Raw genomic sequence first — 24,280 nt, 5'->3', positions numbered from 1 at the left:
TCTTCATGAAACTACTGCAGGCATTATTTTTCCCTCCTGAACAGCCGGGAGGCGTCTCTTCGATGATTCCTTACTTGCAGGACCGCTTTCACTCTTCACGCTGGGACATGGATATGTTCTGGCTTCCTAAAAGGATCCGCAACAAAGGACAAGAGGAACCCATTTTTCATACCTTTGATTGGAAGGAATACGAGCAGAGCCCTATTGTTCGTAAATATATACAAACTTACGTTGACTACATATGGTGGATTCGGCTTCGAATTCAGAAGCCCTATGATCTGATCCATGCACATCATCCGATTGCAGGTTTGGCAATGAAAACGGTATTTCCAGACACACCGCTTATCCAGACGATACATTCGAGTTATGAGCGGGAACTTATTTTGAATGGAAGGATCGAAGAGAACGGCTTGGAACATCGTTTTCTCGTCTCATTGTACCGGGAGCTAGAACACGTGAGTGAGCAGATTCTTGCTGTATCTCGATCCTTTAAGGATTATTTGTCTGACTATGTTGAATCACCTGAATCCATCAAGGTTCTAAGAAACGGTTTTGACGAGAAACGATTTAAGCCTGTTCCGCATGAGAATGAAGTTCCTCAGCTGATCACGGTATGCCGTCTTGTTCCCGCAAAAGGTCTGGATATTCTTCTTAAAGCTTGTGCAGAGTTGAAGAATAAAGGCTATGATTATGTACTTCATATTATCGGTGATGGCCCTTCCAGACAAGAGCTTGAAGATATGGCTAAGGATCTTGGTATTTATCAAGAAACGATATTTTATGGATACACCCTTCATCCGGAAGAATTTATGCCTTTCTTTGATATCTTTGTGCTTCCATCGCGCGCTGAGGCATTTGGCTCAGTCTTTGCAGAAGCAGCACTTAGTTGCCTCGCACTTGTAGGCAGTGATGTTGGAGGGATCTCAGAGCAAATAGAGGATGGTATAAATGGGCTGTTAGTGCCTTCCGAAGATTATGTAGCGCTTAGTGAGGCGCTGGAGAAAGTAATCGCTGATCCAATGTATCGCTACGAGCTTGCGCGTACAGCTTGGGATAAGGCGAAAAATGAATATTCACTCGCTAAATCTGTTAATGAGCTTAAGAAATTATATTTGAAATATCAATCGTGAGAAAGAGGACATACCATGCTTCCCTTCCGTTTCATTCATGCAGCGGATCTGCATCTAGACAGCCCGTTCGCGGGCATGTCTGGATTAACGGATCGAGTTCGTAAACATTTGCAGCAATCGACCTTTATTGCTTTAGACCGCTTGGTACAGCTGGCGATCGCGGAGAAGGTCGATTTCGTCGTTATAAGCGGAGATATCTATGACAGTGCTAATACCTCATTACGAGCGCAGCTTCGTTTTACAGAGGCGCTTAAAGTTCTAGATAAAGAACATATCTCCGTATTTATTATTCATGGAAATCACGATCCACTCGATAGTCCGAGGCTTGCAGTGACCATGCCGCCTTGCGTACATGTTTTTGGGCCAGAGTCTGAGTCGGTTAGTGGATTTCGTCGTTGTGACGGACAGAAGGTTGCTGTCATCACGGGGATGTCTTATCCGACATCGAAGGTGAAGGAGAACATCTCCCTTCAATACAGCAGAAGAAATCATGACTCGGATTTGTTCCATATTGGACTGCTTCATGCGAATGTTGATGGCAATCAGGATCATGAAACGTATGCACCATGCACGAAGAAGGATTTAATCCGTTCAGCATATCATTATTGGGCGCTTGGGCATGTACATTCTCGCAGGATTCTACAAGAATCTCCACATATTGTTTATCCGGGCAATATTCAAGGAAGACATATTCGTGAAACCGGTCCGAAGGGCTGTTATGTGGTGGATGTGGATGAGACCGGCAATGTAAACATGCAATTTCAAGAGCTGGATTCTGTTCGTTGGAGTGTGTTAGAGGTTCCTATCAACCCTTTTCAAGACCCTGAGGAATTACGGTTGTATATAGAGGAACGACTTACTAGTATAGCAAGTTCTTATGATTCAGGTCTTAGTATGGTGCGAATACGTCTAACGGGCAGAGGGAAAATTCATCGTAAGTTAGAAGATGGTTATATTTTAGATGACATGATTACTGAACTGCGCCGGAGGGAAGACAATCGAGCAGGTGTAGCTGGCTTTGCAGGTGTTGTCTGGCTTGAGCGTTTCAGTCTCGAATCGGGAGCGGAAATTCAGATGGAGCGGCTGCTGCAGGAAGATAGTTTTATGGGGGAAATGCTGCGGTTAGCCGCGGTTCAGCTTGATGGAGGTACAGGAAGAGATAGTGTCATACATCATGCTCTAAAGCCTTTGATGGAACAAGCCGAAATTAGACATTTGCTCTCAGAAATTGCATCAGAAGAGCAGAAGCAATGGCTGCGAAGGGCCATGGAGCTTACGGTAATGCTGCTGCTTGATGATGATCAGCAAGCCGGGGGTGCTTCGGTATGAAGATACAGAAGCTGAATATCCGTGGTTTCGGTGCTGTTCATGAGCGGGAATTGGAGTTGAACGGCAGATTCACTGTTTTGTATGGACCTAATGAGGCAGGTAAGAGCAGTATTCTTTATTTCATCCGTGCTATGCTGTATGGTTTCCCGGGTCGAGCTCATTCTGCACAGCGTGGGGAACCGTTAAGTGGAGGGGTTCACGGCGGTGAACTATCACTGCTTGATGAGAACGGAAGGAACTGGGTGATCCGGCGGTACAGCGGTTCCTCTGATGGTGCTTCAGGTGGTAGTAAAATGGAGCGCCTGCATGTAACGGTCCGAAACAGTGAGGGATTGGTCCAGGAGGTTGGAGTTCAAGAACTTGAACGTGATTTGCTCCGTGGTGTGTCTGAGCATATGTTTCGTCAGCTGTTTGCCATTTCGCTGAGTGAGTTACAAGAAATCCGTACACTTCAATCCGAAGAGATGAACCGGTATTTATTCCATGCGGGTATCGGTGGTGGGGAAGGAATTGTGCAGGCGGAACGGAAGCTGAATCAGGAAATGGAAAAGCTGTTTAAACCAAGGGGCAGGGTGCAGGAAAGCGCTAAAATTATTCAAGATATTGAGCATCTACGTAGTTTACTGGCAGAGAGCGGTTCCTATCTGATGCAGTACAATGAGGTTATTACTGAATTGGACGAGATTGATACTGCTTTAACTGCAATCGAGGCAAGGCGTCACAGCAATGTACAGGACCTAATATTGTTTCGTAAAGCGATGGAGATCCGGCCGGTCTGGCTTGCGTGGAAAGAAGATTCACTTGAATGGTCTTCACTCCCTGACTGTTCCCGTTTTCCATTAGATGGGCTGAGCCGATGGGAAATGATGCGTGAAGAATACAAAGGATTGGAACTACGCTCAGCACGGATTCAAAAAGAAGTTGCAGATATTTCGATACATTTAGATCAGTTACCTGAAAAGCCGCTTCTGGAGAAGCTTGGACCATTTATTGAAGACATATGGTCTAAGAGACCACTCTACATCGCAGGGCAGGCTGAAATAGAAAAGCTGAAATCTGAATTTGAAATTTTGGAAGACCGTCTCTACCGTATCTTGCAGGATATTGATGACTCTTGGACTCCGAGTCATTTGGCTTCGTTAAAAGTGTCTGCTGCTCAGCGGGAAGAAATCCGCAGAATGGGCGCTTCGTTCGCAGGATATGATCGTAGGATGGAGACATTATCTCTTGAACATAGAGGGGCAACACGAACATTAGCTGCTGCTGAATCTTCTTTGCGGGAGACGCAGCGGAGTTTCCAGGAAGAAACAGAAAACGGAAAGTCTCATTTCTTCATGATCAAGCCGTCTGGACCTCGCGAGATTCTGACGATCTGGAGCAAGCTACAGCTTGAAGCTGAACGGTGGCGGGAGGCTCGATTAACAAGGTCCAGTGCAGACGCTTCAAACTTCCGTGAACCGCAGCTACCTAAAGCAATGTCGCCGCAATATCGTACATTGTTATTAGGAATGTCGATCCTTACGATTCTGTTGCCGTCAGTATTGTTATGGACAGGAGCTCCGGAGGCAGGTATCGCGTCAGCTGTGCTGCTCCTTGCGAGTGATATTTATATATGGTGGACTGGTCAAAAATCAAGGGATGGATTAGGTTTATCGGGTGTTACGGGGGGAGTAGGCGAGAATGGTGCAGCTGGTGAGCAAGAGGTTTCAAGCCTGATTACTGAACTTATTGACGATCCGTATGCGGCTGCAGCGGGCGAGATGACACTTCGGCGGGGACTAACAAGAAGTCATAATTATCTTGTAGATCCAGTCCAGATGGAAGCGCGTCTGCGAGAGATACGGAAAATGATGGATGAATGGCAGTCCTGGCAGCAACGACTTCAACGCCTGACGGCTGAAGTAAATGCAGCTGAAGAGCGCGTATCGCAGCAGCGCTTCGAACTGCAGCATATTCAGCGGGTAATACAGCAGGAAGAACAGCGGTTCTTAGAGCTGGAACAACAATGGGAGAGTTGGTTGCTGGAGAAATCCTTACCGAATCAGTTGTCTCCGGAAGCGGTAATGGATATCCTAGGATGGGCTGAACAAGGCAATGAGTTGATAAGACAATTGAAGAAATTAGCTGCGAAATTAGAGGGTCTTTCTAAAGAGAAGGCTCATTATGAGGAAGAGTGTCTTCTTATTGGGCGTGAGATGGGGGTAACCGAATCAACAGAGGTACCTCATTTGGAAGCCATCTATAAGGAATGGGATAGCTACAAGACCACCATTCATGAAAGAAAGCTTTTATCTGCTCGTATAGCTGAGTTATGGAACGAGGAGCAGGAAGTAAGTAGTGATAGAAATAGACTACAGGAACAGATGAATGATTTGTTGACAGCGAGTGGAGTCGAGCAAGAGGAAGAGTTCCTTCGGCTTGGTACAGCAGCCATTCGTTCGGAACAATTGGAACGGAATATTCGGCATGGTGAAGTTGTAATGTTCAGCGGTTGGAATTCGGATGAACGGGAGCAACTGGAATTTATTCTAGGACAATCGGATGCACTGGAGTTAGAAAGATTATGTAATGAAAAGGAAAAACTGACTGAAGCAGACGAGATATTGAGAGATGAGCTGCAAGAACGTCGGGGCCGTTTATTACAGGAGAAAGAGAATCTTGAAGAAAAGGGCGTTCAAGAGGATGCGCTTCAGCAGCTGGAGGAAAAACAAGCAGCGCTGAAAGACATTGTTGTACAATATGCCATTCGTTCGATCGGGAATGAACTGATCAGCAGGACTAGAAAATTCTATGAAGAAGAGAAGCAGCCTCATGTATTAAGACTTGCCTCTGGATACCTATCTCAACTGACTGGTGGCGCTTATATTCGCGTACTAATGCGAATGGGTGATCAGATGCTGCTAGCTGAGCAGAAAGATGGAGCGGTTATCGAAAGTTCCCGTCTTAGTCGTGGGACGGCGGAGCAATTATATCTTGCGATGCGTCTTGCACTTGCTGAGCTAATGCCGCATAAAGAATCTATACCGATGGTATTTGATGATATTTTTGTTAACTTTGACAGTGCGAGGTTGAGCTATGCGCTTCAGCTATTATCGGAAGTATCATCTTCGAGACAGATTATAATGATGACTTGTCATGAACATGTAGTAGAACGTATCAGAGAGCTTTATCCGGCAGTGCAACTGATTCGGATGTAGATGTATTAGGATGGTTTAACACGGTAAGAACAGCAGTCCATTTAAGAGGTGAATCCTTGGATGGACTGCTGTTTTCTTTTTGTATAGAACATTATTGAACTTCACTTTAGCGTGACTGACAGTAGTTGTTTATTTACGCGTAGGAACGAAACCAAAGATGGTTAGTCGAAGTACCCAAAAGAAGCAAAGACATCCAAACAGCGGATAGAGTACGCTAAGCAGCGAGCTAAATCCAAACTGACTGAAGAAATAGCAAATCAGCATGATTCCAATAGTAATGGTCTGTCGTGACAGAGAAGTTCTTTGCTGTAGTTGGAGTGTGATTCCATAAATATCGGCAACGAAGGTACTGAAGATTTCAAGGAAGATGAGAATGATATATATGGTTTGTACGAACCAGCCGAGCTGATTGGCGATATTACCCATGGGTATCTCAAATTGAGTAATTCCCGGCATTTGTGCTGACAAGGCAAAATGTGCTGACATAAGCATAAAGCCAACTCCAGCTCCACCAATCACTCCTCCCCATTTGACAGCTCTAGCGCTACCGGTCTGACTGCCGAGAGGCACGAGAACCGGCATGGCCATCACTAAGTTAAAGGCAGTATAAAGCAAGGGAGCAAGCCAAACGGTAGGGAGGCTATGTTCTGTTGTCAGGGTGAGGAACTTGGTTGCACCTGGTGCTTTCATGGTCTGAGAAATGATCAATATTGATAGGATTAGCATCATCGGAACGACAAGGCTATTCATATATAGTATGGATTGAATGCCTTTTCGAAGAATGAAAAAGGTTCCGATCATCGTTAAGATCAAGCCTGTTTGGTAGTGAAGATTTAGATTCTCCATAAATACCGATCCAGCACCTGCCAGCATAATGGAGTTTACTCCGATCAGAATCACTAGCATGACGAGACTGATCCAGCCTCCCATACGTTCCCCGAATAAATGTTTGTTTAGATCTTCATAGGACTTTGCACCGATCTTTCTGGATAAGGTCATAATTTTGGTTCCTAGCCAAATAAAAAGGACAGTAGAGATCAGTATAGTTGCGGTTGCCAAGTGACCATATTGGGTGAAAAATTGTAAAATCTCACGGCCCGTAGCGAACCCTGCACCCACGATCGTCCCGATATATGTAAAAGCAATCTGGAAGACGCGAACCCGATTTTTCACAGAGAAGCCTCCTTATTCGAAGTGATTACACTCATACTGCATTAGTACAAGGTATGCCTTCTCGTCCTAGGACATGACTCTATCTTGTCCGGATCTTCTGTGATTATAGACTTGCCGGACCAGTGCTAATATGGTACTTTTACGACAAAGGATTGTCGTGGGAGGTCATATATAATGGATTGGTTAAAGAAGCGGATTATAGAAGAAGCCGTGGTCGTATCGGAGCAGGTTGTTAAACTCGACGCACTGCTGACGCATCAGGTGGATCCTGCATTAATGATGGAGATGGGCAAGGAATTTGCTGCTCGTTTCAAGGACAAGGGTATCACTAGAGTCGTCACATTAGAGTCTTCCGGTATTTCCGTTGCTTTTGCCGTGGCGCTAGAGCTAGGGGTGCCTATGGTGTTTGCACGGCGCAAAAAAACACTGCTAGCCGATCCAGATGCTTTGTGTGAACGGGTTCCTTCATTCACGAAAGGCATCGTCACCGATATCATGATGTCCCGCCAATTTATCGGAGAGACCGATAAGGTGTTGTTTATTGATGATATTATTGCAAATGGTGATGCAGCTCGTGGATTGATCAAAATTATTGAGCGTGCAGGTGCAGAACTAGTAGGTCTTGGTGTTGTCATCGAAAAGAGCTTTCAAGCAGGTGCAAGGACGCTTCGCGAACAGGGAATTGAAGTGGAATCGCTTGTTCAGATCACTTCTCTAGAAGACGGAAAGATCACATTTGGGGACTAGCTGGTAGGAATAAATTCTTAATTCTCTTTTTTTATGTAACCAAGCCTAAAATCTTAACAACTTCTTTTCGGACCCGTTTTTTTGTCTTATAATGAAAGGGTAGGAAAGAGAGAGGAGGCAACACAATGGGGAAAGAACCGGTAACCGAGCCGTTTTTGATTGAGAAATTAAATGGTGCGAAGGTACACTTTGAACGTGCTTTGGATTGTAAACATACGGAGTTTGATGATCTTTATCCCTATATGATTGAACATCCTCAGTTCTTCTGGTATAAGCGCTATGTTGCTTGGTCTGAACTACTAACGATCGCTGGATTGTGCGAGGAGCTCTCTTATGATTGGAGACAACAATTCACAACGCAGCAGGTGGATTATGTTGAGAAACGAGTCATGTCGTCAACTGTACTTGATTTCTGGTTTGAGAAGAATGATAGCATCGAGCCTGCACAGCGCTAGTCGTTAAACAAGAGAGTAACATTTTGTCAGAGTGTTCATGTTAAACCATATCACACTCAAGAGACCTAAATGATTCTATTTAGGTCTCTTTTTGAAATTGGGGAACAATCGTTTTAGCGAAATTGTCGTTTCGTATATTAACACCTCGCCTGACAATAACGACATTGTACGAAAGGAGCATGTAATCATGATAAGTGATGAACGGTTGAATGAACTGCGTTTATCGGGGGATCGTGTTCGTGTGGTTCGGGATGATCTGGAAAGTAATGATGTGACAGGTATCGTTGTTGCTTGGGATCCTGAGCATGTCATTATCCGTAGACGTAACCGTCGTGTTGTGAAGCTTGATCGAAGATACAGCTACCAGCTGTATGAAGAACCTCGGACAAGCCCGTTGGCATAAGAAGACAGAGGCATAGATCTAGACCAGGCAGGACACCTTAATCGGGAAACCAGACTAATGAGTGAGGTGTCCTGCACGATGGATTTATCAAGTGATAAAATTAGTACGTACAAAAATGAGATATTGCATCTCAAAGAAGCAATGCCACAGATGGCAGAAGCGTATCATCAGTTTACAGGAGTCTGCTTTCAAGGCGGCGAGCTCGATGAAAAGACGAAGCAGCTTATAGCGCTCGGTATTGGCTTGTTCGCCAATAATGAATTGTGCACATATTATCATATGGAAGAAGCGCGATCGAAGGGTGCTACAGATGCTCAGATTATGGAAGCTGTAGCTGTTGCTTCAGCCGCCAGTGCTGGGCATGCATTAGCCCAAGGAATAATGCGTGTTCAGCCTAACTTACAATAGATGCAGAACAAGCCAAACATATCAACCGTCTCTGGTTACCGGCTGTAAGCTGGTGAGGAGACGGTTGTTTGGTTATTCTTCGTTATATAAGAGCATTAAGGTAATTCACTGACTTAAGCTAAGATGTGAATGCTCTGGAGAAGAGAGCGAGGTAGCTTCGGTATTTATGGGTGTCAGCCCAAGATAAGCACGCATGCGGCACATCATTTCCTCGCGGAAGGAAGGCCATAATAGTTCCATACTTCCCACATATCCACGACAGGCATACCGAGCCTCAATTCCATTCACCCCTCGCTGAATGTTGTATACTTTGATCGTGCGCTTCATAAATTCTTGTTTCACTTCACGGAGTAAAATAGCTGCTCTCTTGGCACCATTACCTACAATCTCAACGTATAGCTGTGGGGTCTTAAACACACCGCTTTCCTGAATGATTCGGCAGTCTCGTTCAAAGACTTTATGGATGAATATGAGGAGCAAATAGCTTTTGATTAGGGCGCGTTCTTCTGAAGTAATTCCCGTCATTGCCATACATGCTCACCGCCTTTATTTAGAAGTTGAGTACATAATACGAACTTACGTTCTTATTTTAACCTGATTTCGATTCTTTAATCAAGAACTAAAAAAATGTTGACTCCATTTATTTAGCGTGATATGATATATCTTGTCGCCGCAACGAGTACTTGATGCAGTGATTAACAATACGCGGTCGTGGCGGAATTGGCAGACGCGCACGGTTCAGGTCCGTGTGGGCTAACCCCCGTGGAGGTTCGAGTCCTCTCGACCGCATTATGAAGAAGACGTTTCCCTCTGGGAGACGTCTTCTTTTCGTATGCTTAACTACATATTTGTTGCCGCTTTCTCAAACACTATAGAACAGGATCTATCGTGAAGGGAGAATTCCATGCGAAATGTGAAGCAATACTTAACCGTGGTATGTACTGCAATATTGATGCTGTCGTTGACTGGTGTATTTCCTCAAGAAGTTGAGGCTAATGAGGTGGATAAGCCTAAGCTTGCCATTATTATTGATGATTTTGGTAATGGGCAAAAGGGAACGGATCAGATGCTGAGTCTGCCGATCAAAATCACAGTTGCAGTCATGCCATTCTTACCGACGAGTAAAAGTGACGCTGAACAAGCTCATAAGATGGGGCATGATGTGATTATCCATATGCCAATGGAACCAAAACAAGGCAAAGCAGACTGGCTCGGGCCTGGTGCCATTACAAGTGAAATGACGGATGAAGAAGTTCGTAAACGCATGGAAGAGGCTATAGCTCAGGTTCCTCATGCGGTAGGAGTAAATAATCATATGGGTTCCAAAATCACGGGCGATGAGCGGATTATGTCCATTGTACTTGATGTGTGCAAGGAGCACGGCCTGTTCTTTATTGATAGCAAAACAAATTATCATTCTGTTGCTGGCCGAGTGGCTGCCGAGAAAGGGCTGCCGAATATCGGGAATGACATTTTTTTGGATGATGTGCACACCGTCCAGCATGTTACGAAACAGCTGAACAGTGCAGCGAAGCACGCACAGACACATAAGTCTTGCATTACTATAGGGCATGTTGGGGTATTTGGTGAACGGACAGCGACTGGCATTCAGGGATTGATCCCTGAGCTTCAAAAGAAGGTGCAGTTCGTAGGGATTCAAGAATTGGTACAGGAGAGATCTGGCTGGACTCCGAATCCTCTACCATTGTTTTAGATTTAGACAGGAAAAGGGCGGCTTACTCGATTGGAGTGAACACGCCCTTTTTTTGTATTATGATCCATGAATAAAAAACGACCCTATTAAAGGGCCGTTAAGTATTCGGCGATCCCGCTGGCTATGGCATTTGCAATTTTTTTCTGTCCGTCCTTACTCGTGAGCATCTCACGGTCCTCCGCATTACTGATAAATCCGGTCTCCACAATAACGGCCGGAACTTCAATACGATTCAACAAGTAAAAAGGCTTGCCAACCGAAGTTTGATGGCTGTTCTTATGCATTAGATTCAGCTGACGTTGTATAGATTCTGCGAGCATGGCGCTCCTTCCCTCTGCTTGATGAAGGACAACACCACCATGCTTGGATTTGTTCTTACCCCAATTAACGTGAATACTGACGACCAGCTTCGTAGGGATCTCGCTGCTGAGTTGTTTCCTCTGAATTAAATCCTTACGATGGCGAGATCGACTGGTGTGCCAGCGGTTATCATCACTTAAGGCATAATCAGCATCTCGGTTCAATACGGCATGATATCCTTCGCTTCGAAGCAACTTAAAAAGCTCGCGTGAAATGGCGAGATTAATATCTTTTTCGAGTAAATCGCCATATGAGGTTCCCCCATCTATGCCTCCATGCCCGACATCAATTAGAACGACATCATGAGGAAAGGGGTGATGCTGCGTGGTTTCAGGTTTAACCAGTTCATGATAAAGGCTATCTTCGGACCTAACAGCAGGATCATGACGCGGTCGATCATGATGTTTCGTATGAATGACGGGACTAGGTGTGGAGGCCGCTGCTTGTTGCTCTGCGTAAATCGAGGCCCCAGATACCAAGAGAGCGAAGGAGTAGATCAGAAGTACAGCCATAGAGATTCTTTTGATCATTGATGCGGCCCTCTTTCGTTAATAATTGAATTGTAGATTGCACAGATTATTTCCTCAACCTTTATGATGTGCAATAAACTTGAAAACATGCTGGTGTCTAATTATTGGCGAATCAGTGCATCCTGATAAGGTAGACGATAACCAAGATCTAAGGAGGAGTTATGATGGCGAGTAGCAATGATCTCATAAAATATATTACAGAGCGTGTTGTCACTTATATGGACACGCCCAAGGAAGAGCGAAAGCAAGTACAACGGCCAAAGGAGCCATGGTCTGTTCGCTGGTTCGGTATGATTCCGTTCTCAGTATCACTCTGGAAGGAAGAAGTCGTGACCAAAAAAGGGAATAAAAAACGGAGGAGTTAAGCTGGAGAATCTATGGTGAAAACGGATGATCAATTTTAAAGTGAAAACGTAAAGGACGTACACCTGAGAATAGGAGTACGTCCTTTATTGTGCGATTAAGTTAGATAAGGGCGGATGGTTATGAAGAGAATGCGTTATTTCATTTCACTTACTTCTTCTTGGAATTTGCCAGTACCGATCAGGTTCACAACAGGAACAAACCGAATGAGGTCTGTATTTCGCTGAGGGACGGTGACGTAGATCGCTTGAGGTCTTAGCTTGCCTGATGTAGACCAGCTTTGCCACCCGGTCAGATTGAATGGGGCACCGAAGACAGCATTGTGATCTTTAACCGTAAAAACAAGCGACTTTCGATTCCCAGGTGAGAGAAGGCCAATGATATCATCCCCATTCTTGATGGAAAGTGCAGGGGTGGTTAACCATTTTAAATTCTGATAAGGATCGGGCTCGCCGTCTGTACGTATGACAGAGGAAGGTAGCCAGGTTTCGGATGAACTTTTTAGAAGATCAGTACCATTCTTCTGTGTAAGCGATGTTGGAACCTTATCTATATAAGGGTCATCCATTATATCAAATGTCACAGCGTGAACATAGGTCGGTGCCTTACCTTTAAGAGTAACCTTGAAGTAAGGTGAAATCGAACTGTACAAGGCTTCAACTTTACTTCCCTTCGGGAGGGAAGGAGGAGCTGAGGAAGGGATTTTCGGATTAACTTTGAGTAATCCTACCCTGACCAATGTATCCTCTAACGGAGCAAGGCTGTAGGGGAGTTCCGATCCGATACCATATTCGCTTAATACATATCCCCCCATGTCATCGGAGGTAATAATTAAATAACCAAGTGGTTTGCTGTTGTCTTCTATCGTCACAAGCCAGCTGTGGGTACCTGGTCCAAGTGGGGTATAGTCCAGATTTGCTTCTTTCCAGCTTTTGAAAGGCAAATGTTCTGCCAGATCTTCGATCGTCTGTTCTGCAAATACTTCAAGCTTATTCGGAGCGTTGGTGTATGTCCATTGCTTCACAGATGTAGTTGGTGAATTGGCAGCGTGAGATATAGAAGAGGCTGGTACGACGAATGCTGTTGTGAACAAAATGACGGACATTGTAATGCGAATGACATAAATAAAGATTGGATAGGAAAGTTCCTTCAACGTTCAACCGCCTTTCCGAGAATCAACCGAATGGAATCACATAAGTTAGATTTATCTTATAGGACAAGCTTTAAAAAGAGTGTTACAAGCTGTCACGGTCAAGACCTATAAAAGGGGTCTTTTTTTGCCTTGTTTTGTTGATGAAGCTCAAGAGACCCCGTTACTGGACGAACAGAGATGATACATACCGCAGGTTATGGCGGACAAGCTCACTTTAGGAGAATATTGCCACTCCATTTCGGAACGCCTGGATTGATATTGCTGCTGAATAGCTGACTTCTTCTCTTCATCTGGCTCGTTCAACAGATCTTGATAGTAGCTGTCCACAATCGCCAGCTCTTCGGCAAGACGAACCTTCGCTTGCTCTGCCCAGGAATAGTCAAGTTTACTAAGCTTATTGATCAGGTGATCTTCGAGCATCGATGCGGCTTGTGATAAATTTAGTGCAGCTGGCCTCACATGAACATTCTCTGGAAGTCTTGGTGTTAAGTTTCGGCCATCCAAATGTGCAGGGAAATTCTCCACAATGGTCTTACGTGATAGGGATATCCCGAGAAAATGAAGCTCTTCTCGCTTCAAGTCACAGCTAAACTCAGCCTTGAAACAGATGCCAAGCCACTGCTCATACGGAGCAGAGCGAGCTTTTGGACGCTGCGGATCAGCGGGCTGCTCGAACATAAACATGTAATTGCCTTCCTCGCGGGAGGCATCCCAGATTTGAGCAAGCCTACGGCTACCGTAAAGTATATCTTCACGCTGAATTCGCCCCGGACCAATGACAGGTAGAATAGGGGCGCTGCCGTAATAGCGGGAGAGAAGAGGATCTTGTGCACCTGCTTGTTGTTTCGTTGGACTGAGTTCCGTCTGTTTGAGCAACCTCTCATCATATTTAGGAGGATCGAATACGAAGCTGAACGACAACGTTTCGGCTGGTGCTCCGGTTCGTTCGACAAATCCCCAGTAATACGGGCGATTGGTCAGCATTTTATCGGCTTGGGGAGACAGCTTAACGGTCACATGCTCAGGCGATTTCTCAATGACGGTGCATTCGGTGGCTTCCAAATAGGCCATGAAGTGCTGTTGCACCTCCTGCGGCGTCATGGTCATATTAGGCTTCTTCCTCTCGTAAGGTTTCTTCTTCAGCGGATGATTCATGCTCTAAGTCTTGTTTAATATGATGAAGTGAGTCTCCTAAGGAGCTCAGACGGTTTCGAATTTCGTCATCGCTTTCAGATTCAAGCATGATCTTGTACAAGCTTTTCTCAATGGATTCCTTCTTCTCGAACCGTTCTAGTATGACATCCAGACCGCCAATGACCATCTCGAACATATTGATCTTCTCGTGCAAAAGATTCAGAATATGTTCTTCAATCGTACCTGATGTAGACAGGTTAAAAATCTGGACATCGTTCGTCTGACCTAAACGGTGTACCCGCCCGATTCGCTGTTCAACTCGCATGGGATTCCAAGGTAGATCGAAATTGATCATTTGGTGACAGAATTGCAGGTTTATGCCTTCACCGCCTGCTTCAGTAGCGATCATAACCTGAGCCTTGCCGCGGAATAGGTCCATCATCCAGTCTTTTTTGCCACGGTTCATGCCGCCTCGATATGGAACGGAAATGAGGCCGTGATCGCGAAAATAGTTGAGTAGATATTCTTGAGTAGCCCGGTATTCTGTAAATACAATGACCTTCTCATTCATCTGTTTGATGAGTTCTATGGCTTTCTCGGCCTTGGTATTGGCTTTGATTGCTTTAATTAAGTGGACAAGCTCCCACACCTTATCACGGAGCGGAGAATCCTCAGGCATTTTTTTGGATAAGTTAACGAGCGTAACGAAGACCGCATCTCGGCTACTGCACACCTCACGCTGCAGGGTAACTAGTGAAAGCATACTGCTTAAATTTCCCCCAGCTGCCTGATACTGATCTTTGACGAAGGAAGTGACACCATCGTATAATGACTTTTCTTCGGGCGATAGCTCGAGGCCTACGTTACGTACAGTACGTTTGGTGAATTTTACAGGTCCTTCGCCACGGCGATTACGGATCATAACCTTAGACAGCTCATCCTTGAGCTGGTCTTGATTCTTGGCTTTTCGTTTATCTACAACGAAATTGGCTGAGAAGTCTCCCTGACGTCCAAGTTGCCCAGGCTTCAACAGCGTTATGAGATTAAAGAGCTCGCTGAGATCATTCTGCACTGGCGTCGCGGTCAGGAGGAGGCAGTATTTTTTGCGCAGCTTCTGAATGAATTGATAATTGGACGTTTTTTTGTTCTTTAATTTATGAGCCTCGTCAATAATGAGCATGTCATATTCTTCATTCAATAGGATTTCTTGATGAGGGTCCCGCTTTGCCGTATCCATGGACGCAACGACAATATCATTGCCCCAGGAGTAGGCTTTTTTCTGTGCAATAGCAGGGATACCAAATTTCGAGTTGAGTTCACGAACCCACTGCAATACAAGAGATGCGGGTACAAGGATTAACACTTTGGAGACGAGCCCTCGAACGATATATTCTTTCAAAATAAGACCTGCCTCGATGGTCTTACCAAGACCTACTTCATCGGCGAGAATCGCTCTGCCGGACATTTCAAACAACACTTTTCGTGCCGTATCGGTCTGATGGGGTAGAGGTGAAAGATTTCCGATATATTTCAAACATTGCAGTTCTTCGAAGCTTGTAACAAGACGAGATTCTTCTCCTTGCACGGCTAGTCGTGATAGGCGGTAGTCTCCCCATGGTCCGCCTTTTTCCAGACGGTTCTCTAAATCTTCAAGCCAAGAACGGTCGATATGAAGAGGCACGGGGAGTCGCGAATCATGGACAGATCCCGGAATGACGGGTGGTTGGTAATTCACATAATCTCCTCCTAGTTGTTAAAGGGTTCAAGGCACATGATGTATGTGTAGTATGGACGAAAAAAGGAGACTTCATAACCTTTCATTTCATGAAGGGGACTAAAATGGCTTTCGGCAGCCCATATGTATGCTGCGATTGTATATTTTCAAGTTTTTTCAAAGATGTTTTTTGAAAAAAGGAGAGAGAATAAGAAAAAAGAAGGTTGATTGATGTTAATGGGCTTACAAGCCTCAAAATTCACATCTTCGGCATAGCTTCACCATATGTAGTGTGTTATTATGAATAACGGACACAATATATGGTGTGTGTTCGTTGGGGTTTACGTTTGGCCGGTATACATAAAGGTTATATTTTAGTAGACCGTGAAGATATCGGCTTCCGTATGGATGAATAAGAATTTATAGTTAATATAGGAGGTAGTTGCCTTGAGTACGATGCAAAATCAGCGGCTTGAAGGTTTAAGTGAGAAGATCTTTTTGGACCGGTATGCGTGGAAGGACGCGAATTCCCATAACGCGAAGGTGGGCGATGTGGTTCTGGTTCTGACAAAAGATGATCCGAAGTTCCCAACCAAGGAAGTTGGAGAAATTGTGAAGCGTGATGGCCGACTTGTTACCGTGAAGACCCGTAAGGGTGAATTGGTGGAGACGGATGTCGAAAAGCTGACGCTGACAATTGAGAAGACACCTGAGGAAATGTGGGACCGCTTGGCAGCTGCGATGGCATCGGCGGAAGCAACACCCGAATTGCAGGAAGAATGGAAGGCTAAATTCCGTCATATTTTGGACGATTGGAAGCTCGTTCCTGGGGGCCGGATTGCGGCTGGCGCAGGAGCAAGCGATGAACTGACGCTGTTTAACTGCTATGTCATTCCTTCACCGAAGGATAGCCGTGGTGGAATTATGCAGACGTTGTCTGAAATGACTGAAATCATGGCTCGTGGCGGTGGTGTAGGTATTAACTTGTCCTCCCTTCGTCCGCGCCGTGCAATTGTAAAAGGTGTTAATGGATCTTCTAGTGGGGCAGTATCATGGGGTGGATTGTTCAGCTATACTACAGGACTCATTGAGCAAGGTGGCAGCCGCCGTGGTGCACTCATGCTGATGATGAACGATTGGCATCCAGATATCATGGATTTCATCACCGTGAAACAGCAGATGGGTCAGGTAACCAATGCGAACCTATCTGTATGTGTTAGTAACGACTTCATGAAAGCTGTGAAGGAGGATCTGGATTGGGATCTGGTATTCCCGGATACTTCTGAACCAGCTTATGATGAGGAATGGGATGGAGATCTGGACAAGTGGAAGCAAGCGGGCCGTAAAGTCATTACCTACAAAACAATGAAAGCTCGCGAAATATGGACAACGATTATGGAGTCTGCTTGGAAATCGGCTGAGCCGGGTGTCGTATTCATGGAATACTACAATCAGATGTCCAACAGCTGGTATTTCAATCCGATCATCTGTACGAACCCTTGTGGTGAACAGGGCTTACCAGGATGGGGTGTATGTAACCTGTCTGCAATGAACCTGTCTAAATTCTATGATGAAGAGAATGATGATGTAGACTGGGAAGAGCTAGCGATTACAACCCGTTACTCCGTTCGCTTCTTGGATAACGTTATTGATACAACTCCGTATCATTTCCCGGAAAATGAAGCGAATCAGAAGAAGGAACGCCGTGTAGGTCTTGGAACGATGGGTCTTGCCGAACTGATGATCAAGCTGAAAATCCGTTATGGTAGTCCAGAATCGTTGGAGTTCCTAGACAAGTTGTATGGATTCATCGCTCGTGAGGCTTACTTAGCTTCGGCGGATATTGCGGAAGAGAAAGGCTCATTCCTCGCGTTCGATGCGGATCTTTATCTGCAAAGCGGATTTATGAAAAATATGTCCGAGGCGTTCCCAGAAGTTGAAGAAGCGGTCCGCACCAAAGGTGCGCGTAACGTGACTGTCATTACCCAAGCACCGACAGGCAGCACGGGTACGATGGTTGGTACGTCAACAGGTATTGAGCCTTACTTCGCATTCAAATACTTCCGTCAAAGTCGTCTTGGCTTCGATGAGCAGTTCGTTCCGATTGCACAGGATTGGATAGACAGCCATCCGGGTGAACAGCTTCCAGATTACTTCGTGACAGCAATGGATCTATCTGCTGAGGATCACATTCGCGCTCAAGCAGCGATTCAGCGCTGGGTAGACAGCTCGATCTCGAAGACAGCAAACTGTCCTTCTGACTTCACCGTGGAAGATACGAAACGTCTGTATGAACTGGCCTTCGACCTTGGATGTAAAGGGGTAACCATCTACCGTGATGGTAGCCGTGATGTGCAGGTACTCCAGACAGAGAAGAAGGAAGATAAGACCGTTACTGAAGCTGTAACCTCTACGCCTGAGAACGAAGTGAAGGAAACTGTAGAAACTACGACTGCATCTGCAAGTACGGCGGTAAGTGCGGCACCTGCTGCTGGTAAGAGTGGTCTAGATAAGCAGTACAAGAGCCGTCCGCAAGTACTACGCGGAGCAACGTACAAGATCAACACCCCATTCGGCATGGCATATATCACGATCAATGATCTTAACGGCATACCAGGCGAAATCTTCTTGAATGTGGGTAAAGCCGGTTCTGATGTGTTCGCGATGGCAGAAGCCCTCGGCCGTGTCTGCTCCTTGTTCCTTCGTTATGGAGATCATGGCAATAAGGTAGAACTGCTAATCAAGCATCTTAAAGGTATTGGTGGCTCTGGAGCCATTGGCTTCGGTGCAAACCGTGTGGAGTCCATTGCGGACGCCGTAGCAAAAGCACTTGAAACCCATGTGGCAAGTGGCATCTCCGATGACTTTGATCCAGCACCAGTCGCAGCAACGATGGCTCCAGCAGAGCAGATCACTGCAGGCGCTGGACAGGTAAATGGTGTATCTGCCAATCATGCGTCAGCTTCTCGCGATCTATGTCCATCCTGTGGTGGCGCTTCGCTGATTAACATCGAGGGCTGCAAAACTTGCAGCAACTGTGGATATAGTAAGTGTAGTTAAGCTGTTGGATGTGAACAGATAGAGAGATATGAAACAACAGATATAGAAGTATAGAGATAGATTAAGCGAAGATTAAAGGTTTCGAAGAACGAAGGCCCGCAGGTCACGATAGTGACTTGTGGGCCTTCGTTTATATGAATCTAAGATATATCCAAGAGTTACATGGGCATCAGAGCAGCAGCGCATTATATGAGGTAACTGTGAAGGAAGCTAGACGCATAAAAAATACAGTAGGTTATTTATAACGTCTGTATAAAGAAAGAGATTTGTATATACTTCTATGAATGAAGTATTTACGACGTACGGTAATATTCATGTTATAAAAGTGTTACTTGAAAGGGCTACTAATTATATTAATACCATATCTATAATAAAAGGTTCAAAGGCGTAATAAGAACGCTTGTACGTAGATGTAAATAGAGGTAAAATATAACTACAATTGAATCTTGGGTGGTCATGGTTTCCCTTCGAGAGGAGGTGAAGCCATGGAAGTGAAAGATGCACTAACAATTATGTTCCTATTTGGATCATTCATTCTTGCACTTTTAACTTACATTAATAATAACAACAAGAGAAAGTAAAAACCCACCCTAAGGTTGACCGCCGAAGGTGGGTTTCTGATCGTAAGTGACTAAGAAGGGATTACCCATCCAAGCCAATTGTATGGACCAAGTGTTAGCGCACTTGGTCTTTATTAAATGTATATTACCATATTTGAAAAGATGAATCAAAGAACAAATCGAATAAAGAAAATCGTCCGATGTATTGTTTATGAAAGAGGGTACAGATAACACACGGACCGGTCTAAGATAGAGTTATATAAAGCCGATTCGCGTCGTGAATATAAAGAAGTTTTATGAAATCAGTCGAAAACTATACATATATCAGAAAGCAGGAGAAGTAATGATGAGTTTCTATATTGCATCAAGCTTTAAAAATATAGAAACTGTACAAATTGTAAGTCAACGATTGAGACAAGAGGGATTGAATAATTCATACGATTGGACTTTAAATGAAAATATCACTTCAATTGATCAACTTAAAGATATAGGGAATAAGGAAATAGAGGCTGTAATGAATTCCAATTTTATAGTGGTTATATTACCGGCAGGTAAAGGCAGTCACGTCGAATTAAAGTATTTCTATACTCTCAGAATGATGAAATTGATGACTTGGAAAACACGAGTACCTTTTATCATGTAGATGGAATTTGTAAATGTAAAGGGACGGTAGAGGAATTAATTCAAAACTATATTTGAAGAACTGAAAACAAATGAGATATATAAGTAACATTCATGTTATTCCATTTAATTAGGTAATTTTCATCATGTAACAACGTATCTTAGCTGCGTTCTTCAGCCCTTGCTTCGCAAGAAGAGATAGCAGTAACGAAGTTTCAGTTCACAACCCTGCGAGGATAAGTTCGACGGACACGACCAATTTGCACCTTAGACCTTCAGCGTTCAGGAGAACAAATACATTATAGGAAATCATTGCGGAATACATGGAGGTTTAGCGTGGATTTGAACCAACGAAAACTATGGAATGAAAATCACAAAAAACTAACAAGTATTATTTTGAAACCCAAAAAACATAAGGAAAGTATAGATTTGTTTTTACATCAACATAGTTTGTTACATTGCTCAGAAATGAGTCATTCTGTATCTACTACTCTTGAAGATGTATTAATTAAAGATAGTTTAGAGGAGACTTTTCGCAAGTATCCTGTAGTAGCCCCAGATACCAAGAACTCTATTGCTTGGCACATATGGCATATTACAAGAATTGAAGATATGACTATGAATGTCTTAGTCAATAATGATAAACAAGTTTTTAGTGCTGATGATTGGAATAAGAAACTTAGAATTAGTTATCCTCATTCTGGAAACGAAATGACTGATGATGAGGTTGCTAATTTAAGCAATCAGATTGATATTTCAGCATTACTTGAATATCGGATTGAAGTAGGACGTAAAACACGTAAGATTGTATCATTGCTGGAGCCTGGTGAACTTAATTTAAAAATTCAAACAGATAGAATACAAAAGCTAAAAGATCAAAATGCTGTCAAAGATGAAGCTTCATGGTTACTTGAATATTGGGGGAATAAACGTATTGGAGGATTAATACTCATGCCAGTAACAAGGCATATTTTTTTGCATTTAAATAAATCTATTAGAATAAAACAAAGGATACAGAAGTTCATGAGATGATATTAGTTATCGTATTGCAACTATTTATTGCGGCAGGTAAAAGTGAAGTCAAACAAAAAAATAATAGGAGGACTAATATGCCATATAACTCCCAGATACATATTGGAACAAATGAAGAAGCTGGTTATGTGAGAAGTAAACTTATTGCATATAATTCCGTACATGGTCCAAGCGGCAACTACGAAGAGGTCAATCTATGTTTGAGGAACGATAACGGAGATATAATTGCAGGTCTTAACAGCGCTGTTTGTTGGAATTGGATGGAGATTGAATTTTTATGGGTTGAAGAAGAAAATCGAAAAAACGGACTTGGTAAAAAACTTTTAGCTGAAGCAGAAAAGATAGCACGATCAAAAAAGTGTACATTTATTAAATTGAATACATTCAGCTTTCAGGCTCCTGATTTTTATAAGAAATATGGTTATAAAGAAATTGCAATGATTGAGAATGCTCCACTTGGATGTAATCACTATTATTTTAAAAAGGACTTAATATAAGTATTTTCGATAAGGAATAAACAATGTCTAACAACATATTAACGCTAAATTATCGCTGGTACTATACCTAGGTCGATCGAATATATTGGTGGGATTTGGATTCAAAGGGACCGCTTTTTGAAAATAACTGCATTAAAGAAATCAATTTAGGGAGGGTTAGATGGAGACGATTATTTATATGGTAACCGGACATCTATAAAATGAAATTTAGAGACCTAGTGTTAGAAGGAGTCACTAGACTGTGGAAAGAATAGTAATAATTATGATCGAGGTGAGTAATTTTTTTGAGTCCACTATCTTTAATTGGTTTGATAGGACTGACAAGCGCATTAATACAAGTTAATTACCCTGAAGTTATAATGAAATTCAACCCGTTTGGAATACGATCGGAAAAAGCTTTGAAGCTTGGTGGTTATATAGGGCTTATTGCAAGTCCAATAATTATATTATTTGATATTTTTATAGTGAAATGAAGAAAAACGATAAAGCTGAGGATACACAAATATTATATGTGAGGGTGATTCGTTTGAAGCGAGGAATGATAGTTTTTCTAAACGGCACTTCAAGTTCAGGGAAGACTAGTATCTCTATGGAACTGATCAATCAGAAGGAGGTTCCGTTTTATCATTTATCAATAGATGATTTTTTACATAATTACAATGAATTTATTGATCGTAAATTCCCAGATATGGAACCTACAAGAGAAGTAGATGATCATATTGTCGCACAAATAATTTTTGATCCCATAAACTCGATGTACTGTTCGACAATTAAACTGTTTTCAGAAATGGGTTTGAATGTAATTGTAGATACCGTAATCGACAATGAGAAGTGGTTTAATGATTATCTTGATGTACTCTCTGATCATCCCACCTTATTTGTAGGTGTACTATGCTCGAAAGAGGAACTTATAAGAAGAGAGCAAACAAGAGGAGACAGACAGATCGGACTAGCAAATTCACAGTTCGACCAAGTATATCGCTTTAATGAATATGACCTTGAAGTAAACACTGAAGAGTTGAATCCATCAGAATGCGCCGAAAGGATATTAAGTTTTATTAAGTCTGATAAGGAGTACTCGGTATTTAAGAAGTTAAGTGAAAGAAATATTAGTGTTTCATAGAAGTGGAATCCAGTAGATAACAGCGTATCTAAGTTGCGGCAGTTTATAAGGACTTTTTACACGAAGGGGAAATCCGATGGAAATGAATAGATTATTAAGAATGGACAATGTGGGTATTGTTGTAGAATCGCTTGATGATGCAATTTCTTTTTTTGAGGAGATTGGATTGAATCTCGAAGGTCGAACCACGGTTGAAGGAGAATGGGCTGGTCGTGTAACTGGACTAGGTTCTCAGTGCGTAGAGATTGCTATGATGGTAACCCCAGATGGCCACAGCCGAATAGAACTTTCTCGATTTATCAATCCACCTACGATATCAGATCACCGGACAGCTCCTGTAAACTCCCTTGGGTATCTACGCGTCATGTTTACAGTTCAAAATATTGACGAGATGGTATCCCGACTCATTAAGCATGGTGCTGAGCTCGTTGGTGAAGTGGTACAGTACGGAGACTCGTACCGGCTCTGCTATATTCGTGGAACCGAAGGAATTTTGATCGGTTTGGCAGAACAACTTGAAAGAAATTAACGGAAGTGACGGTTTACAGAGCATTACTGACATGAATAGATTAATATGAAGATATCTTTAAGAAGTCGGAGCGGCGTATGAAAGATTCAATAAATAAATATTTATACTACTTAGGTATTGGTCTATTTATTTGTTTTTCCATCTTTTTAATTGCTAGTAATGCTTTTGAGAAAACTAAATATTCGCTTATTGTGTATGAACATTCAAAAAGTAACAGCATCTATGTTGAGGGGCTAGAAGATCCTAATCATTTAATAAGAAGTCACACTAAAACAACTCCAGGGGCAGGTATTCTTAATCATAGAATTCATGTATCCAATACACCATTGTATGTCCTAATAATAGAAAAGACGCAGGATATCGAATTTATAACAGATGATATCAAGAAGCTAAATGACTACATAAGGAACTAGTAATTAAATGATATTTGCCCTTTGCTTTCCTCGAGGCAGAGCTCAACTAGGAGTGACAATAAATGCATATCGATAATGAGGGAATATACCCTGAATGCCCAGTAGTTACAAGAACAGTAGAGATTGGCGGGCTTACGAAATCACAGCTTATCCAGAAACTGCAACAATTCTCTATCTTAATGAATGAGTATGGAGAGCGGCTACTGACTGATGATAGATTTATAACTTCGGATACAAAATATAGCCTGCAGACCGTTGAGCTAACCGTTAGTAACCTTGGCTTCCCAGATGGAGCTACTATAGTTCAGATTTTCAAAAGAGCAAACGAGCTTGGTTTGGAACTGTGCCCACATGAGCTAGGACCTCACTTAAGACTGGCATATCTGGATCAGCCTGAAGATTATGGTGAGAGTAATTCACAACGACATCAAGCTCCTTCTGGCTCCATTACAATTGCATCGGAAATACTAACGGAAGACGATGAGTTTCCGAAAGGCTTTTATCTTAGACGAATAAACGATGTGCTGTGGCTGCGAGGATACCGAGCTGATCATCTTCACGTTTGGAATGCTTGGGATCGTTTTGTATTTTGTAAGAACTAACAAAACTTTATAGATTAGTAGAGTGAAACATGC

The 24,280-nt window shown here is 43.2% G+C and carries 23 protein-coding genes and 1 tRNA gene; 18 read left to right on the top strand and 6 right to left on the bottom strand.

Translation table 11 applies throughout. From position 1 onward, the window contains the following. Positions 1 to 5 precede the first annotated feature (5 nt). Genes AC3WJJ_RS11490 through AC3WJJ_RS11480 form a run of 3 tightly spaced genes read left to right on the top strand, consistent with a single transcriptional unit; the run spans position 6 to position 5,656 of the window. Positions 6 to 1,130, top strand: a complete 1,125-nt coding sequence (locus AC3WJJ_RS11490; protein WP_492540646.1) for a glycosyltransferase family 4 protein — start codon at positions 6 to 8, stop codon at positions 1,128 to 1,130. A 15-nt stretch (positions 1,131 to 1,145) separates the two neighbouring features. Next, the gene (locus AC3WJJ_RS11485; RefSeq protein ID WP_492540644.1) at positions 1,146 to 2,459 is read left to right on the top strand and encodes a metallophosphoesterase family protein; all 1,314 of its coding nucleotides are present in this window, start codon (positions 1,146 to 1,148) and stop codon (positions 2,457 to 2,459) included. Continuing rightward, a complete protein-coding gene (locus AC3WJJ_RS11480) occupies positions 2,456 to 5,656 on the top strand; it encodes an AAA family ATPase (RefSeq protein ID WP_492540642.1) in 3,201 nt (1,066 codons plus the stop codon). The genes AC3WJJ_RS11485 and AC3WJJ_RS11480 overlap by 4 nt, the downstream gene beginning before the upstream one ends. A gap of 129 nt (positions 5,657 to 5,785) precedes the next feature. Here AC3WJJ_RS11480 and AC3WJJ_RS11475 read toward each other — a convergent pair whose 3' ends face one another. Then, the gene (locus tag AC3WJJ_RS11475; RefSeq protein ID WP_492540640.1) at positions 5,786 to 6,829 is read right to left on the bottom strand and encodes a YkvI family membrane protein; all 1,044 of its coding nucleotides are present in this window, start codon (positions 6,827 to 6,829) and stop codon (positions 5,786 to 5,788) included. Positions 6,830 to 7,003: 174 nt separating this feature from the next. On the opposite strand from AC3WJJ_RS11475, the gene AC3WJJ_RS11470 reads away from it, so the two are divergent. From AC3WJJ_RS11470 to AC3WJJ_RS11455, 4 genes are all read left to right on the top strand, one after another. Then, the gene (locus AC3WJJ_RS11470) at positions 7,004 to 7,576 is read left to right on the top strand and encodes a xanthine phosphoribosyltransferase (protein WP_492540638.1); all 573 of its coding nucleotides are present in this window, start codon (positions 7,004 to 7,006) and stop codon (positions 7,574 to 7,576) included. 125 nt (positions 7,577 to 7,701) lie between these two features. Then, complete coding sequence (locus AC3WJJ_RS11465) at positions 7,702 to 8,031, top strand: hypothetical protein (RefSeq protein WP_492540636.1); 330 nt, start codon at positions 7,702 to 7,704, stop codon at positions 8,029 to 8,031. Between the two features lie 187 nt (positions 8,032 to 8,218). After that, entirely contained in the window at positions 8,219 to 8,434 is a 216-nt protein-coding gene (locus tag AC3WJJ_RS11460; protein WP_422657628.1) for a hypothetical protein, read from the top strand. A 78-nt stretch (positions 8,435 to 8,512) separates the two neighbouring features. Beyond that, a complete protein-coding gene (locus AC3WJJ_RS11455; RefSeq protein ID WP_492540634.1) occupies positions 8,513 to 8,842 on the top strand; it encodes a carboxymuconolactone decarboxylase family protein in 330 nt (109 codons plus the stop codon). Between the two features lie 105 nt (positions 8,843 to 8,947). Here the strand turns inward: AC3WJJ_RS11455 and AC3WJJ_RS11450 are convergent, their stop codons facing one another. Next, a complete protein-coding gene (locus AC3WJJ_RS11450; RefSeq protein WP_492540632.1) occupies positions 8,948 to 9,373 on the bottom strand; it encodes a YhjD family protein in 426 nt (141 codons plus the stop codon). A gap of 174 nt (positions 9,374 to 9,547) precedes the next feature. Here AC3WJJ_RS11450 and AC3WJJ_RS11445 point away from each other — a divergent pair. Together AC3WJJ_RS11445 and AC3WJJ_RS11440 are read left to right on the top strand one after the other, a co-directional pair. Further along, a tRNA-Leu gene (locus AC3WJJ_RS11445) sits at positions 9,548 to 9,631 on the top strand. Positions 9,632 to 9,794: 163 nt separating this feature from the next. Next, positions 9,795 to 10,556: a divergent polysaccharide deacetylase family protein gene (locus AC3WJJ_RS11440; RefSeq protein ID WP_492542021.1), complete on the top strand. Its 762-nt coding sequence runs from the start codon at positions 9,795 to 9,797 to the stop codon at positions 10,554 to 10,556. Positions 10,557 to 10,642: 86 nt separating this feature from the next. Here the strand turns inward: AC3WJJ_RS11440 and AC3WJJ_RS11435 are convergent, their stop codons facing one another. After that, on the bottom strand, positions 10,643 to 11,446 hold the full coding sequence (locus tag AC3WJJ_RS11435) for an N-acetylmuramoyl-L-alanine amidase (RefSeq protein WP_492540630.1): 804 nt from the start codon (positions 11,444 to 11,446) through the stop codon (positions 10,643 to 10,645). A 164-nt stretch (positions 11,447 to 11,610) separates the two neighbouring features. Here AC3WJJ_RS11435 and AC3WJJ_RS11430 point away from each other — a divergent pair, with 164 nt between their 5' ends. Then, positions 11,611 to 11,811 carry a YqzE family protein gene (locus tag AC3WJJ_RS11430; protein WP_422657625.1) on the top strand — a complete coding sequence of 67 codons (201 nt, stop codon included), beginning with the start codon at positions 11,611 to 11,613 and terminating at the stop codon, positions 11,809 to 11,811. Between the two features lie 134 nt (positions 11,812 to 11,945). Here AC3WJJ_RS11430 and AC3WJJ_RS11425 read toward each other — a convergent pair whose 3' ends face one another. The 3 genes from AC3WJJ_RS11425 to AC3WJJ_RS11415 form a co-directional block, all read right to left on the bottom strand. Then, positions 11,946 to 12,962, bottom strand: coding sequence for a hypothetical protein (locus AC3WJJ_RS11425; RefSeq protein ID WP_492540629.1), 1,017 nt, complete (start codon positions 12,960 to 12,962; stop codon positions 11,946 to 11,948). A gap of 147 nt (positions 12,963 to 13,109) precedes the next feature. Then, positions 13,110 to 14,069 (bottom strand): YqhG family protein, encoded by a 960-nt coding sequence (locus AC3WJJ_RS11420; protein WP_492540628.1) that lies wholly within the window; start codon positions 14,067 to 14,069, stop codon positions 13,110 to 13,112. 1 nt (position 14,070) lies between these two features. Continuing rightward, on the bottom strand, positions 14,071 to 15,831 hold the full coding sequence (locus tag AC3WJJ_RS11415) for a DEAD/DEAH box helicase (protein WP_422657622.1): 1,761 nt from the start codon (positions 15,829 to 15,831) through the stop codon (positions 14,071 to 14,073). A 435-nt stretch (positions 15,832 to 16,266) separates the two neighbouring features. On the opposite strand from AC3WJJ_RS11415, the gene AC3WJJ_RS11410 reads away from it, so the two are divergent. The 8 genes from AC3WJJ_RS11410 (at position 16,267) to AC3WJJ_RS11375 (ending at position 24,247) form a co-directional block, all read left to right on the top strand. Then, positions 16,267 to 18,870 carry an adenosylcobalamin-dependent ribonucleoside-diphosphate reductase gene (locus AC3WJJ_RS11410; protein ID WP_492542019.1) on the top strand — a complete coding sequence of 868 codons (2,604 nt, stop codon included), beginning with the start codon at positions 16,267 to 16,269 and terminating at the stop codon, positions 18,868 to 18,870. Between the two features lie 485 nt (positions 18,871 to 19,355). Further along, complete coding sequence (gene comI / locus AC3WJJ_RS11405) at positions 19,356 to 19,451, top strand: competence inhibitor ComI (protein ID WP_227011709.1); 96 nt, start codon at positions 19,356 to 19,358, stop codon at positions 19,449 to 19,451. A 256-nt stretch (positions 19,452 to 19,707) separates the two neighbouring features. Continuing rightward, positions 19,708 to 20,073, top strand: a complete 366-nt coding sequence (locus AC3WJJ_RS11400; protein WP_492540627.1) for a hypothetical protein — start codon at positions 19,708 to 19,710, stop codon at positions 20,071 to 20,073. A 314-nt stretch (positions 20,074 to 20,387) separates the two neighbouring features. Beyond that, positions 20,388 to 21,083, top strand: a complete 696-nt coding sequence (locus AC3WJJ_RS11395) for a DinB family protein (protein WP_492540626.1) — start codon at positions 20,388 to 20,390, stop codon at positions 21,081 to 21,083. A 77-nt stretch (positions 21,084 to 21,160) separates the two neighbouring features. After that, positions 21,161 to 21,580, top strand: coding sequence for a GNAT family N-acetyltransferase (locus AC3WJJ_RS11390; protein ID WP_492542017.1), 420 nt, complete (start codon positions 21,161 to 21,163; stop codon positions 21,578 to 21,580). Positions 21,581 to 22,106: 526 nt separating this feature from the next. Then, entirely contained in the window at positions 22,107 to 22,703 is a 597-nt protein-coding gene (locus tag AC3WJJ_RS11385; protein WP_492542015.1) for a chloramphenicol phosphotransferase CPT family protein, read from the top strand. Between the two features lie 76 nt (positions 22,704 to 22,779). After that, positions 22,780 to 23,232: a VOC family protein gene (locus tag AC3WJJ_RS11380; RefSeq protein ID WP_492540625.1), complete on the top strand. Its 453-nt coding sequence runs from the start codon at positions 22,780 to 22,782 to the stop codon at positions 23,230 to 23,232. A gap of 475 nt (positions 23,233 to 23,707) precedes the next feature. After that, positions 23,708 to 24,247: a helicase gene (locus tag AC3WJJ_RS11375; RefSeq protein WP_492540623.1), complete on the top strand. Its 540-nt coding sequence runs from the start codon at positions 23,708 to 23,710 to the stop codon at positions 24,245 to 24,247. The last annotated feature ends 33 nt before the right edge of the window (positions 24,248 to 24,280 follow it).

This window comes from Paenibacillus sp. FW507-14B1B (assembly GCF_058781425.1).
This window is presented reverse-complemented; position numbering and strand designations above follow the sequence as displayed.

What these genes read in the sequence shown, in the direction of transcription:
- AC3WJJ_RS11490 (WP_492540646.1), top strand. Translation starts at nt 6, where the DNA reads ATGAAACTACTGCAGGCATTATTTTTCCCTCCTGAACAGCCGGGAGGC.
- AC3WJJ_RS11485 (WP_492540644.1), top strand. Translation starts at nt 1,146, where the DNA reads ATGCTTCCCTTCCGTTTCATTCATGCAGCGGATCTGCATCTAGACAGC.
- AC3WJJ_RS11480 (WP_492540642.1), top strand. Translation starts at nt 2,456, where the DNA reads ATGAAGATACAGAAGCTGAATATCCGTGGTTTCGGTGCTGTTCATGAG.
- AC3WJJ_RS11470 (WP_492540638.1), top strand. Translation starts at nt 7,004, where the DNA reads ATGGATTGGTTAAAGAAGCGGATTATAGAAGAAGCCGTGGTCGTATCG.
- AC3WJJ_RS11465 (WP_492540636.1), top strand. Translation starts at nt 7,702, where the DNA reads ATGGGGAAAGAACCGGTAACCGAGCCGTTTTTGATTGAGAAATTAAAT.
- AC3WJJ_RS11460 (WP_422657628.1), top strand. Translation starts at nt 8,219, where the DNA reads ATGATAAGTGATGAACGGTTGAATGAACTGCGTTTATCGGGGGATCGT.
- AC3WJJ_RS11455 (WP_492540634.1), top strand. Translation starts at nt 8,513, where the DNA reads ATGGATTTATCAAGTGATAAAATTAGTACGTACAAAAATGAGATATTG.
- AC3WJJ_RS11450 (WP_492540632.1), bottom strand. Translation starts at nt 9,373, where the DNA reads ATGGCAATGACGGGAATTACTTCAGAAGAACGCGCCCTAATCAAAAGC.
- AC3WJJ_RS11440 (WP_492542021.1), top strand. Translation starts at nt 9,795, where the DNA reads ATGCTGTCGTTGACTGGTGTATTTCCTCAAGAAGTTGAGGCTAATGAG.
- AC3WJJ_RS11435 (WP_492540630.1), bottom strand. Translation starts at nt 11,446, where the DNA reads ATGATCAAAAGAATCTCTATGGCTGTACTTCTGATCTACTCCTTCGCT.
- AC3WJJ_RS11430 (WP_422657625.1), top strand. Translation starts at nt 11,611, where the DNA reads ATGGCGAGTAGCAATGATCTCATAAAATATATTACAGAGCGTGTTGTC.
- AC3WJJ_RS11420 (WP_492540628.1), bottom strand. Translation starts at nt 14,069, where the DNA reads ATGACCATGACGCCGCAGGAGGTGCAACAGCACTTCATGGCCTATTTG.
- AC3WJJ_RS11410 (WP_492542019.1), top strand. Translation starts at nt 16,267, where the DNA reads ATGCAAAATCAGCGGCTTGAAGGTTTAAGTGAGAAGATCTTTTTGGAC.
- comI (WP_227011709.1), top strand. Translation starts at nt 19,356, where the DNA reads ATGGAAGTGAAAGATGCACTAACAATTATGTTCCTATTTGGATCATTC.
- AC3WJJ_RS11390 (WP_492542017.1), top strand. Translation starts at nt 21,161, where the DNA reads ATGCCATATAACTCCCAGATACATATTGGAACAAATGAAGAAGCTGGT.
- AC3WJJ_RS11380 (WP_492540625.1), top strand. Translation starts at nt 22,780, where the DNA reads ATGGAAATGAATAGATTATTAAGAATGGACAATGTGGGTATTGTTGTA.
- AC3WJJ_RS11375 (WP_492540623.1), top strand. Translation starts at nt 23,708, where the DNA reads ATGCATATCGATAATGAGGGAATATACCCTGAATGCCCAGTAGTTACA.